Genomic DNA, 12,729 nt, shown 5'->3' with positions numbered 1-12,729 from the left:
GCCTGAAGGCCCCAGCGAAGCCCCACATCTGGCTACTTCGTCGCACTACCGCGCAGCTTGGCCAGCGCCGCCAGACGCACCGCCACGTTCGCCGCGCCATACCCTGCATAGCCGCCCTTGCGCTGGATGATCTCGAAGAAGAAACGTTCCTCGAACGGCTCGGTGTACACATGGAACAACTCACCGCCTTGGGCATCGCGGTCGTACAACACGTTGTAGTAGGCCAGCTCACTGAGAAATTCGTCGTCGAAGTCGAAGCGCGCCGCCAAGTCATCGTAGTAGTTCAGGGGGATCTCCAGCAACGGCACCCCGGCGTCCTTGGCACGCGTGACCTCGGCGAAGATGTCTGCACAATCGAAGGCAATATGGTGTACGCCCGAGCCGCGATAGCTCGATAGCGCATGGGCGATGGCAGTATTGCGGTTCTCCGAGATGTTCAGCGGCAGACGCAACGTCCCGCAGGGACTGCGCAGCGCCCGACTCTTCACCAAGCCATAGGGGTCGGGTAACACCACTTCGTCATCGGCCGTGAAGTCGAACAGGCTCTTATAAAACAACACCCAACTGTCCAGAGCATCGGCCGGCAGCGCCAGGGCCATGTGATCGATGCGTTGCAGCCCACCCGTAGCGCTGGCCTGTGGGTCCACACGGAAGTCGCTGTCATAGATGCTCTGCCCGGCCGTGGCAGACTCGACCAGGTAGATCAGGCTGCCATCGGGCGCGCGCACGGCAGCGAGCTCACGCTCGTTGGGCCCGACCAGCCCGCGAAACGGCTGACCACCGTAGGCCACCGCGCGCTGCAGCGCGGCCTGCGCATCGTCCACCCGGAGCGCCGCCGCGCACAGCGACGGGCCATGCGCCTCGAAAAAGTTGTGGCCGAACGAATAGGGTTCGGCGTTGAGCACGAGATTGATGTCACCCTGGCGCAGCAGCCTGACCGCCTTGCTGCGGTGCTGGCCCGCCTCGGCAAAGCCAAGCCGTTTCAACCAGCCGCCCAGACGCGCACCGACCGCCTCGTCCACCGCGAACTCGAGAAACTCGACGCCGTCGTAGCGACTGGCCGCAGGCGGCGCGAACAAGATACCGGGCTCCACCGCCTGGGCTTGCTCAGCCAGGCGCAGACGTGCCTTTTCCTCCAGATACAACAGCGAACGCAGTCCGTCAGCGGCATTCTGCCGAGTCGGCGCCGCACGGAAGCCATCGTTGAAGATTTCCAGCGACAGCGGGCCGCGATAGCCACTGGCAATGATCGGCGCGAGAAAACCCGCCAGGTCCAGTTCACCCTGGCCGGGGAAGCAGCGGAAATGTCGGCTCCACTCCAGCACATCCATGGCCAGGATCGGCGCATCGGCCATCTGCACGAAGAAGATCTTGTCGCCGGGCAGGTCGCGGATGCCGCGCGGATCGCCCTTGAGCGAGAGGGTATGGAAGCTGTCGAGAATCACGCCCAGCGCGGGGTGATCGGCCTGGCGCACCAGGTTCCACACCTGTTGCCAGGTATTGACGTGTCGGCCCCAGGCCAGACCTTCGTAGCCGATGCGCAAGCCACGTGCACCCGCGTGCTCGGCCAGTAGCCTCAGGTCATCGACCAGCACCTGTTCCTCGCCCAAGGCATCGGCCTGCACATTGCTGCACACCAGCACCAGATCGGTGCCCAGTTCCTGCATCAGGTCGAACTTGCGCTCGGCGCGGTCGAGGTTTTTCTGCAGGCGCTCGCGCTTGCATCCCTCGAAGTCGCGGAACGGTTGAAACAAGGTGATGGCAATGCCCAGGTCCGCGCACAACTGGCGGATTTCCCGTGGGGACCCGGCATAGTGCAGCAGGTCGTTCTCGAAGATCTCGACGCCGTCGAAGCCAGCGGCAGCAATGGCTTCGAGCTTCTCAGGCAGGGTGCCGCTCAAGGATACGGTGGCGATGGAGCGCTGCATGGTAAGTCCCTTGTTGTTCGCGCAGGCACCGGTTCGTCTACCGAAGAGCCCGCTTGTTCTCGACGATGGCAGGATCGATTATTCGCAGGTAAAGTCGCATCGGCAACGCTCTTTGTACGAAATGGTTAGTTTGCGTTCGGTAATCGAACAGAACCCATCAACGCCAATTGATTCACTCTGAATCTCTGGACAACCATGCGTTCGTCGCTGCCATCCGGGCCCATGCCTGCCCGAGGGCGACTGCCTTCCGACAACAGACAAGAACAACGGAGACACCATGGCCCATTCTTCCCAGGCCAAGAAAGCCACCGCCAGTGGCTGGATCGGCTCGGCCCTCGAGTACTACGACTTTTTCATCTATGCCCAGGCGGCAGCACTGATCTTCCCGCAGATCTTCTTCCCATCCACCGACCCGAAAATCGCCATCATTGCCTCCCTGGCCACCTATGGCGTCGGCTACCTGGCCCGCCCCGTCGGCGCCTTCGTGCTCGGGCACTGGGGCGATACCCGCGGGCGCAAGAACGTGCTGCTGCTGTGCATGTTCCTGATGGGGCTGTCGACCATGGCCGTGGGCCTGCTGCCCACCTACCATGACATCGGCCTGCTCGCCCCCGCGCTACTGGTGGTGCTGCGCCTGATCCAAGGCTTCGCCGTGGCCGGAGAAATTTCCGGCGCCAGCTCGATGATCATGGAGCACGCGCCGTTCGGTCGCCGTGGCTACTACGCCAGCTATACCTTGCAAGGCGTGCAGGCCGGCCAGGTGATGGCGGCGGCCGTGTTCCTGCCGCTGGCCTACTTCATGCCCAGCGAAGCCTTCAACGACTGGGGCTGGCGCATCCCGTTCCTGATGAGCGCCGTGGTGCTCATTGCCGGCTTCATCATTCGCAAAGAGGTGCATGAAACCCCGGCGTTCGTCCAGGAAGAGCGCCAGGACAAGGTGGCCAAGTCGCCCATCGGCGAGGCCTTCCGCCACAGCTGGAAGCACATGGTGCTGGTGATGTTCATGGCGCTGATGAACGTGATCCCGGTGGTGGCGACCATCTTCGGCGCGGCCTATGCGGTGCAACCGGCCTACGGCATCGGCTTCGACAAGAGCGTGTACCTGTGGATCCCGGTGGTGGGCAATATCGTCGCGGTGCTGGTGATTCCCTTCGTCGGCAACCTGTCCGACCGTATCGGGCGCCGCCCGACCATGATCGCCGGCTGCCTGGGTTCGGGGCTGCTGGCGTTCGTCTACCTGTACGCCATCAGCATCCAGAATGTGCCGCTGGCCATCGCCGGCTCGATCCTGATGTGGGGCCTGGTCTACCAGGGTTACAACGCGGTGTTCCCCAGCTTCTACCCCGAGCTGTTCCAAACCCGCTACCGGGTTTCGGCCATGGCCATCGCGCAGAACATCGGCACCATGCTCACCGCCATGCTCCCGGCGCTGTTCGCAGCCGTCGCACCGCCGGGCTCGACGCACATCTGGCTGGTGGTCGGCGGGCTGGCGTTCGTCATCACTTGCGTCTGTGCGCTGGCCGCTTACTTGGCCCCGGAAACCTACCGCCTGGCCATGGACGACCTGGGTAATCCGCAGGCCAAGCCCTTGGAGAAAGCCGCGTACGATGCCAGTCGCAAGAGCAGCTTCGAGGTGGTCAGCCCCTGACAGGGGCCTCCACCACCGCCTGCAGGTTCGCCCAAAGACGCTCGACATTCGCCCGTTCGGTCGGCAACGCGCCGACCGACACCCGCACCATCCAGCGGCCGTCCAGGGTCGCGGGGGTGACATAGGCCTTGCCCGAGGCATTGAGCCGGTCCGCCCAGCCGCGCGTATGCGCGTCCAGAGCATCGCCGTCCAGCGTCGCCGGACGGTGGCGCAAGCATAGGGTCTGCAACTGCACCGGCGCCAGCAGTTCCCAGTCTGGCGCGGCGCCGACCTGCTCAGCCAGCCAACGGGCGTTGTCCAGGTCGCGGCGCAAGCGCTGCTGCAACGCCTCGACCCCTTCGCTGCGCAACATGAACCACAGCTTCAGGGCACGGAAGCGCCGGCCCAGCGGTATGCCCCAGTCGCGCAGGTTCTTCACCTCATCGTCCACCGACGACTGCAAGTAGCTGGGGTTGGTACTCATCACCCGGATCAGGTGCTGTGGATCGCGCACGTAATACAGCGAGCAGTCGAAAGCCACCCCCAGCCATTTGTGCGCATTGACCACCAGCGAATCAGCCAGCTCGATGCCGTCCCACATCCAGCGGCACTCCGGCAGGATCATCGCCGAGCCGGCCATCGCCGCATCGACATGCAGCCATACGCCCCTCGCCTGGGCGATGTCACCGATGCCCCGCAGCGGGTCCAGTGCGGTGGTCGCGGTAGTCCCGAGGGTAGCGACCACCGCGCAGGGCTGATTGCCGGCAGCCAGGTCCTGATCGATGGCCGCTTGCAGCGCCTCGGGACGCAGCGCGAAGTGCTCGTCGGTCGGGATCTGGCGGATGTTGTCACGGCCGAAGCCGGCCAGCAGCGCCGCTTTGTCCACTGAGCTGTGGGCTTGGGCGCTGACGTACACGATCAACGGTTTGTCCTGGCTTTGCAGACCGCCCCGGGCCAAGGCATAGCCGCTACTGCGTTCACGGGCACTGATCAGCGCGACCAAGGTGCTGGTCGAGGCGGTGTCCTGGATCACCCCACTCCACTGCGGCGACAGGCCCAACAACTGGCGCAGCCAGTCGAGCGTGACTTCCTCCAGCTCGCTCAAGGCCGGGCTGGATTGCCAGGACAAGCCCAAGACGCCTAGACCGGTGCTGAGAAAATCGCCGAGTACCGACGACAACGTGCCATTGGACGGGAAGTAGCCGTAGAAATCCGGATGCTGCCAATGGGAGAGGCCAGGCATCACCTGCTGGAGCACATCGTCGAGAATCGCGGCGAAAGGCTCGCCTTGTTGTGGCGCTTGCTCGGGCAGCGCCGCCTTCAAGTAGCCCGGCTCGACCTGAGCCATCACCGGATGCTCGCCAACGCGCTGGCGGTAATCGGCGATCAGGTCGATGAGCTGGTGGCCGTGCTGACGGAATTGTTCGGGGGTCACAAGAGGGCTCCTGGGCGGATGAAGTGTCGGGGCAGCCCCAGACACGCGGCAATCGGTCCAGTCTAGGCCAGCCGCCTCCCAGCAATAACCCCGCTTCGCGCATAGCTGCTATGGCACGTGCGCATGCCCACCCTCGACTCCGAAGGACGACTGACGCCACAGCTCGAACACCCGATTGCGCAACCAGCGGTGCTCGGCAGACGCCTGCAAGCGCTGGTGCCACACCACCCAGTAGCGCTGGCTGTGGGCGACGAAACCCAGCGGTCGCCAGGCCAGGCCGTGCAGACGGCACAGTTGTCGGGCGATGTGTTCCGGCACGGTAGCCAGCGCCTGGCCCTGTCCGATCACCTTGACCATGGCGCCAAAGAACGGCACCTGCAATTGCAGGCGTCGCTGCAGGCCTTGAGTGCGCAAGTGGCGATCGATGAAGCTGTCCTTGTCACCGCCGCCAGACACCCGCACATGCCGATAGGCCAGATAGTCCGCTTGACTGACGGCGACGCCTGCGGTCAGTGGGTGATCGGCGGCCATCAGGCACACCGCCTGATCCTCGCCGAGCAGGCGGCCATGCAGGTTCGCCGGAGACTCGTCGAACAGGGTGGTGGCGAGGTCAACCTCACCGCTGGCCAATAGCCCGTATTCCCCGGCCTGCCAAGTGCGGTACTCCAGCGACACGCCTGGTGCTTCACGCTCCAGCGCTTCCACCAATACGGGCAGCATGAACTCGGCCACGTAGTCGGATGCAGCCAGACAGAACCGACGCTCGCACCGGGCCGGATCGAACACCGGCGGCTGGCGCAGCGCACTGAGTTCTTCGAGTACCTGACGCAGCGGCTCGACCAAGGTTTCGGCATGCTCACTGAGTACGTAGCCACGGCCCTGACGCACCAGCAGCGGATCGTCGAAAGCGTCGCGCAGATGGGCCAGTTGACGGCTCAGTGCCGGCTGACTGCAGCCCAGGCGCTCGGCGGCATGGCTGAGATTCTTCAGCCGCAGCAGACAGTCGAGGGTACGCAGGTGGGCAAGGCTCAGGGAGGCGAAAGTGGGGGTCATGGCGGGCCTTCCTGAAACGCTGGCCGCCCGGTGGCGAGCGAATTGGCCAAGGGGCGGCAGCGGCGCTTGGTGCTGATCAGTCGGTCAGGCCGACATACACGTTCTGAACGTCGTCATTCTCGTCGATCGCTTCCAGGAACGCCTCGACCTCGGCCAGGGCCTCGGCGCTCAGGCTGGCCGCGCTCACCGGGTTCTTGGGCGTGTAGCCGATCTTCGCCGACGTCACGGTGAAGCCGTGATCAGGCAGGGCTTTCTGCACCGCGTCCAGGTCGGTGGTGTCGGTGATGAACAAGGTCGAACCTTCTTCGTCTCCTTCCTCGAAGTCCTGGGCACCGGCTTCGATGGCAGCCATTTCCGGGTCGGCGTCGCCCACCGGGGTGGCTTCGATCAGACCGACGTGGTTGAAGTCCCACGCCACCGAGCCGCTGGCGCCCAGTTGACCCTTGCGGAACAGCACGCGGACCTGCGCGACAGTGCGGTTGACGTTGTCGGTCAGGCACTCGACGATCAGCGGCACCTGATGCGGTGCGAAGCCCTCGTAGCTCACGGCCGAGTACTGCACCGTATCGCCATCCAGGCCGGCGCCCTTGCGGATCGCGCGCTCCAGGGTCTCGCGGGTCATCGACGCCTTTTTCGCCTGCTCCACGGCCAGGCGCAGGCGCGGGTTCATGTCCGGGTCGGCGCCAGACTTGGCCGCGATCTGAATTTCCTTGGCCAGCTTGCCCATGATCTTGCCCTTGGCATTGGCGGCGGCTTCTCTATGTTTGGCTTTCCACTGTGCGCCCATCTCGACTCTCTTGTCTGCGCGGCCGGTTCAGGAAGCGACCGGCCAAAAAGTGGGGAGAGTTTATACGCCCTCGCCGACCGGTTCGACAAGAAATCCTCACCCCTTGTCGGCCTTCCCCGCCGCGGCCGCGAACTTGGCCAGGCGAACATCGAGCCGCCGAGGCCTTTGCCCTCGGTCTTCGGCGCGCTCCTTGCGGCGGATGGCCTCGCGCACCAGCAACGAACCGAGGTAGCGGATGGGCTCTGGCGGAAACAGTCCCAGCGGCCCACGCACCAGCGGTGAGCGGGTCCAGGCATTATCCAGGCCCAAGGCCAGCGACGAGAGGATCTGTCCGCCCATGTGGCAGGGTCCGACACCGCTGCCGGAGTAACCCAAGCCGTAGAACACGTTGGCTTGCCCGTCCAGTCGACCGAAGAACGGCAGGCCGCTGACCGAGCGATCCGATGGGCCGTTCCAGCTCGCCGCCAGCGGCACCTCGGCCAGACTCGGAAAGAACTCGCTCAAGGTGCGCTGGAGCAGCGCACGATACGGCGAAGGCTGGTCGAACACCTTGGACAGACGCCCACCGTAGGCGAACGTATTGCCGCCCTTGCCCAGCATCAGCCGACCATCGACGGTAGTGCGGTAGTAATGCACGAAAATCCGCGAGTCGAGCACGCTGACGCCGCTGTCCAGTCCGGTCTGGTGCAGCAGCTCAGCGCACGGCTCGGTGATGACCATGTCGCTGGAAACGATCGCCACGCTGCGCTCGAACGCCCGGAACTGGCGCGCCATCGCGGCATTGAGCCCCAACACCACGCGATCGGCGCGGACAGTGCCGTGAGGCGTGTGCACCGCCACCACTGAGCCATGCTGCAACTGCGTCATCGCCGTGCCTTCATGAATTCGCACGCCGTGCTGCAGCGCCACCCGGCGCAGCCCGCGCACCAGCTTCGCCGGTTGCACGGTGGCCGCCGCTGGCGAGAACCAGCCCTCCAGGTGCCGGCGCGAGCCGGCGCGGCGCTGCACCTGCGGCAACGGCAGACGCTGGAAGCTGCTGATGCCCTGGCGCTCGAGCGCCGCGATCACCGCATCGGTGCTGCCCACCTGTGCGGCATTAGTGGCCGTATACAGCGTGCCGTCACGGCGGTAATCGCAGTCGATGCCGTGCGCCTGGCAGAACGCGCCGATGGCGGCGATGCTGCGCTCGGACTCGCTCACCAGGCGCACCGCCTCGGCCACACCGAACAGCCGTTCCAAGGTGAAATACTTGGCCGACCACGACAGCGCACAGCCACCATTGCGACCACTCGCGCCGGCCCCGCAGATATCCGCCTCGATCAGCAGCACATCCAGCGTCGGCTGGGCCTGCTTGAGCATCAGCGCGGTCCACAGGCCGGTGTAGCCGCCGCCGACGATGCAGACATTGCAACGCACATCGCCCTGCAATGGGGGACACGGCGACCCAGACTGTGACGCCAGCGCCTGCTGCAGCCAGAACGGTCTCATTGCGCGAGTTCCTTGTAGACGAAAGCAAAAGACAGGGCGGTATCAAAACAAGCGCTGAACAATAAGAAAAATCGATTTATCGTATGTCAGTCATAAGCCAAGCTTTCACTACTGTCGTTGGAGACGTCCATGTCGGTTTCGCACGCCCAGCTCAAAGCCTTCCACGCCGTCGCCCTGCATCACAACTTCACCCGTGCCGCCGAGTATCTGTGCCTGACCCAGCCTGCCGTCTCCGATCAAGTACGCAAGCTGGAAGAACGCTTCGGCATCCTGCTGTTCCAGCGCAACAAGCGCACCGTGGGGCTGACCGACCTGGGTGAGCGCCTGTTCGGCATCACTCGACGGCTATTTGCCTGCGAAGCCGAGGCCGTCGAGCTGTTGCAGGACTCCCGCGCCCTGGACACCGGCAGCCTGGTGCTGGCGGTGGACGCGCCGGTGCATGTACTGCCGCAGATCGCACGCTTCTGTCAGCGTTATCCGGGCATCCAGGTCAAGGTCGAAACGGGCAACAGCGACCAGTCGCTGGCCCGGCTATTTCGCTACCAGGCCGACTTGGCGCTGCTCGCCTGCGAGGTGACGGATGAACGGCTGTTCTGCCTGCCGATCCGCAGCGACCCGCTGGTGGCATTCGTTTGCGCCCAGCACCCCTGGGCGACACGCGGCGCCCTCCGTCTTGCCGACCTGGACGACACGCCACTGGTGCTGCGCGAACCCGGCTCGGTGACCCGGCAGGTACTGGAAGAGGAAATGCAGCGCGCCGGCCTGCGCGTGCGCACGGCCATCGAGGTGCAAGGCCGCGAAGCCGCGCGCGAAGCGGTCGTGGCGGGAATTGGCGTGGGCGTGGTGTCGGCGGCCGAATTCGGCGCCGATGCCCGCTTGTGCGCACTACCGATCGAGGACTGCCATCGGCGCTTGAGCGAAACCCTGGTGTGCCTCGATGAGCAGCGCTCGCGCCGGGTGGTGGCGACGTTCCTGCAGATGGTCCAGGAAAATGCCGAGGATTGATGCTCGCCGGCGCCGCACTCAGCGCGTGGCCACCACGAACAATCGTGGAAAGGGTAGCAGCACCTTGCCGTCGGTCGCGGCTGGGTAATCCTGCTGCATCGCTTGCAGGTACAACTGCAGGAACGCCGCGCGTTCGTCCTCATCCAGGCGCGCCAGGTAAGGCCGCAGACCCGAGCCCTTGAACCACTCCACCACCGCTTCGGCGCCACCGCTCAGTGGGTGGTGATAGGTGGTGCGCCAGACGTCTACCCGTGCGCACAGCGGGCTGAGCAGGTCGTAGTAGAACGTGGCGCTGTGCCGTGGCGGCAGGGCGAAGTCAGTGAATTTTTCTTTCCACGGTCCTTGGCCGGCAATCTCGCGCATGCGCCGATGTGCAGGCTCGTCCAGGTTGTCAGGGGTCTGCACCGCCAGGCTGCCACCTTCGGAAAGCTGTTGCACCAGGTGTGGGTACAGCGCGCCATGCTCGGGCAGCCACTGCAAGGAGGCGTTGGCGAGAATCAGGTCCTGAGGTTCGGCGGCGTTCCAAAGCGCGATGTCCGCCACCTCGCAGCGTACCCGGGGCACCTTCAGACGGGCACGCTCACGGGCCTTGTCGATCATGTCCTGATCACTGTCCAACGCCACCACCAACGCATCACCGTACTGTTGCAGCAGCACTTCGGTGGAGTTGCCGGGGCCACAGCCCAGGTCGGTAGCGTGACGGACCGGGCGCGGCGGCACCGCCGCAAGCAAGTCGCGCACGGCGCGGGTGCGCTCGTTTTCGAACAACGAATACTGAGTGGCAGACCAGGCCATGGGCAGCTCCTTGGGCAGGGGGAAGTATCAGCATATGCCTTTCGGTGCTGGTCTGGGGTAAGTGCCGCACCGATTCGTTTCGTCAGAAACAGATCATGCCTGCGAAGGCTGGAACTGACAGACGAAGGCGAAGGTCATCCGCTTAGTCCATACATGCTGCCAACCATGAAATCCTTGCGCTCCTCACCCCTTGCCTTGCCCATCGCCCTCCTCGCTCTGGTCGGCGCATCGCTGCTGCTCGCCTCGCCCTGGATGGGCCAAGGCTTCGACGTGTCGGATCTGTCCACCGATAGCCAGAACCGCCTGACCCGGCAACTGGAAGACGGCAGCCTGCTGACCCTGGATAACGGCTCGGCCGTGGATCTGGAGTTCGACAGGACGCAACGCCGCATCCACCTACTCAAGGGGCAACTGCTGCTGGAAGCGGCCAGGGGCGACACCCGACCGCTGTACATCGTCACCCCGTACGCCACCCTACGGCCACTGGACGCCACGCTGATCGTCGAACGGCTGCAGGACAGCAGCGAGGTGACCGTGCTCGACGGTCGGGTCGAATTCCAAGGCAATGATGGGCGCCTGTCACTGAACCGCAGTCATTACCTGCGCTTCGATGCCCAAGGCCACAGCACACCGATCAAGGCCGATGGTGGCGATGCCCAAGCGGCCTGGTATCTGGAACGCCTGCCGGGCACTGGCCAAGCGTTGAACGAAGTGCTCGAACGCCTGGCTCGACATCACCGTGGCGTGCTGCTATTCAGCGCCGCCTCGCTGGCCGACCTGCGAGTGGCCGACGATCTGGCGCTGGACGACAGCGACGAGGCCTTGCAGTCGCTGGAGGCCGCGCTGCCCATCACGGTCAGCCACTACACCGACTGGATCACCGTGGTCAGGCGCCGCTAGCGGCCACATACAAAAACGCGGCCGACCCTGGGAGAGTCGACCGCGCGTGACGAGCGGCGAAACGTCAGTGACGCTTGGCGCTGCGGATCTGGTGCACGACGCCCATGGCCACCACGACGGCCGCGGCAATACCGGTGGACAGCACGATTTCCTGGTAGTCAGCCATGAACGCCATGGTCACCAGTGCGGCCACGATGAAGGCGATCACCAGGTAGGTCAGCCAAGGGAACAGCCACATCTTCAGGCGTACCTCGCGGCCTTCGGCGATCAGCTTGCGACGCATGCGCAACTGCGAGAAGGCGATCACCAGGTACACCAGCAAGGCGATCATGCCCGTGGTGTTCATCAGCGTGTCCAGGACATCCTTCGGACGCAGGGTGTCGCTGAAGTTGATCAGTGCGCAGAAAATCGCCACCACGCACGACCCCATGATCGCGTACACCGGCACGCCAGTACCGGCGCGGGTGATCTTGAAGAACGACGGTGCGTCGCCGCGCTGGGACAGCGAGAACAGCATGCGCGAGGCGGTGTAGTGGCCGGAAATCAGGCAACTGCTCACCGAGGTCAGCACCACGAAGTTCATCAGCAGTTCGGCATAGGGCACGCCCAGCAGTTCCAGGGTGCGACGGTAGGCGCCGTAGCCGGAAACGCCCAAATGCGGGTCGTTCCACGGCACCAGGCAGACGATCAGGAAGATCGAGCCGACATAGAACAGGCACACGCGCCAAACCACCGAGTTGGTCGCCTTGACGATCTGGGTGGCCGGGTCCTTCGCTTCGGACGCGGCAATGGTGACGATCTCGGCGCCGAGAAAGGCGAACATCACCCCGAGCAAGGCACCGATCACCGTGGTGATGCCGTTGGGCATGAAGCCTTCGGCGGTCAGGTGGGTAATCCCGCGCACCTCACCGAATTGCCAGATGTTCAGCACCGCCGCGGTACACACCACCAGGAAGCAGACAATCGCCACCACCTTGATCAAGGCGAACCAGAATTCGAACTCGCCGTAGTGCTTGACGTTGAAGAAGTTCACAGTGATCAGCAGCAAAGTGGTCGCCAACACGAACACGTTGACGCTGACGCCGGGGAAGAAACCGTGCAGGATCTTGCCCGCCACGTAGGCTTCCCACGCCATGAGGATGACCCAGTACCACCAGTACAGCCAACCGATGGTGAAACCGGCCCAGCGCCCGATGGCGCGGTCGGCGTAGGTGGAGAACGAGCCGGTGTCCGGCGAAGACGTCGCCATCTCGCCGAGCATGCGCATGATCAGCACCACCAGGATGCCGCCGGCGAGATACGCCAGGACAGCCGCTGGACCGGCGCTGTGGATCACGCTGCCGGAGCCGACGAACAAGGCGCCGCCGATCACCCCGGCGATCGACATCATCGTCAGGTGGCGCGACTTGAGCGAGGCACTGAGCTGGCTCTCGTGCCCGCCTTTCGCGGTGGTGGAGGATGTGGATGTTGCGTCCATCAGTTGTGTACCCCGTGTTTCTTTTTATCCAAGGAAAACTGTGAAACCCCGATGGTTATCGGCCTCACCTTTACATCAGCGCTAATGCGGGCAGGAGGTGTGAGAAACACACGCAGACCTTCCATGGCGGCCTGCTGACGCGTCCGAACGTGGCCGCTCGGACGTACTGAACGTGCTACATCTGGCGATATCTGACACCTAATGTAAAAATGTCCGACACAGAGAGCCATGCAC

General features: G+C 64.3%; 10 protein-coding genes. 3 read left to right on the top strand and 7 right to left on the bottom strand.

What is annotated here, in order from left to right; all coding sequences use genetic code 11:
- Nucleotides 1–32 precede the first annotated feature (32 nt).
- Nucleotides 33–1,928: a 3-dehydroshikimate dehydratase QuiC gene (gene quiC / locus NJ69_RS05775; protein ID WP_039577032.1), complete on the bottom strand. Its 1,896-nt coding sequence runs from the start codon at nucleotides 1,926–1,928 to the stop codon at nucleotides 33–35.
- 277 nt (nucleotides 1,929–2,205) lie between these two features.
- On the opposite strand from quiC, the gene NJ69_RS05770 reads away from it, so the two are divergent.
- Nucleotides 2,206–3,576 carry an MFS transporter gene (locus NJ69_RS05770; protein ID WP_039577029.1) on the top strand — a complete coding sequence of 457 codons (1,371 nt, stop codon included), beginning with the start codon at nucleotides 2,206–2,208 and terminating at the stop codon, nucleotides 3,574–3,576.
- On the opposite strand, the gene NJ69_RS05765 is transcribed toward NJ69_RS05770, so the two are convergent.
- The 4 genes from NJ69_RS05765 to NJ69_RS05750 all read right to left on the bottom strand — a co-directional run bounded on the left by NJ69_RS05765 (nucleotide 3,566) and on the right by NJ69_RS05750 (nucleotide 8,318).
- Entirely contained in the window at nucleotides 3,566–4,990 is a 1,425-nt protein-coding gene (locus NJ69_RS05765) for a DOPA decarboxylase (protein ID WP_039577028.1), read from the bottom strand. The two genes, NJ69_RS05770 and NJ69_RS05765, sit on opposite strands and share 11 nt — an antisense overlap.
- Before the next feature lie 108 nt (nucleotides 4,991–5,098).
- Nucleotides 5,099–6,043 (bottom strand): LysR family transcriptional regulator, encoded by a 945-nt coding sequence (locus NJ69_RS05760; RefSeq protein WP_039577025.1) that lies wholly within the window; start codon nucleotides 6,041–6,043, stop codon nucleotides 5,099–5,101.
- 76 nt (nucleotides 6,044–6,119) lie between these two features.
- Nucleotides 6,120–6,830: a YebC/PmpR family DNA-binding transcriptional regulator gene (locus tag NJ69_RS05755; RefSeq protein WP_039577023.1), complete on the bottom strand. Its 711-nt coding sequence runs from the start codon at nucleotides 6,828–6,830 to the stop codon at nucleotides 6,120–6,122.
- 96 nt (nucleotides 6,831–6,926) lie between these two features.
- Nucleotides 6,927–8,318, bottom strand: a complete 1,392-nt coding sequence (locus tag NJ69_RS05750; protein WP_039577021.1) for an FAD-dependent oxidoreductase — start codon at nucleotides 8,316–8,318, stop codon at nucleotides 6,927–6,929.
- A gap of 129 nt (nucleotides 8,319–8,447) precedes the next feature.
- Here NJ69_RS05750 and NJ69_RS05745 point away from each other — a divergent pair, with 129 nt between their 5' ends.
- Nucleotides 8,448–9,323, top strand: coding sequence for a LysR substrate-binding domain-containing protein (locus NJ69_RS05745; RefSeq protein WP_039577018.1), 876 nt, complete (start codon nucleotides 8,448–8,450; stop codon nucleotides 9,321–9,323).
- 18 nt (nucleotides 9,324–9,341) lie between these two features.
- Here NJ69_RS05745 and tam read toward each other — a convergent pair whose 3' ends face one another.
- Nucleotides 9,342–10,118 (bottom strand): trans-aconitate 2-methyltransferase, encoded by a 777-nt coding sequence (tam, locus tag NJ69_RS05740; protein ID WP_039577016.1) that lies wholly within the window; start codon nucleotides 10,116–10,118, stop codon nucleotides 9,342–9,344.
- Between the two features lie 165 nt (nucleotides 10,119–10,283).
- On the opposite strand from tam, the gene NJ69_RS05735 reads away from it, so the two are divergent.
- Nucleotides 10,284–11,018, top strand: coding sequence for a FecR family protein (locus NJ69_RS05735; protein ID WP_162889506.1), 735 nt, complete (start codon nucleotides 10,284–10,286; stop codon nucleotides 11,016–11,018).
- A 64-nt stretch (nucleotides 11,019–11,082) separates the two neighbouring features.
- Here the strand turns inward: NJ69_RS05735 and NJ69_RS05730 are convergent, their stop codons facing one another.
- Entirely contained in the window at nucleotides 11,083–12,495 is a 1,413-nt protein-coding gene (locus tag NJ69_RS05730) for an amino acid permease (protein WP_039577013.1), read from the bottom strand.
- Nucleotides 12,496–12,729 lie beyond the last annotated feature (234 nt).

The organism is Pseudomonas parafulva (assembly GCF_000800255.1).
Lineage (GTDB): Bacteria > Pseudomonadota > Gammaproteobacteria > Pseudomonadales > Pseudomonadaceae > Aquipseudomonas > Aquipseudomonas boreofloridensis.
Note: the sequence above shows the minus strand (reverse complement) of the source record. Positions and strands in the feature narration are given on the sequence as shown.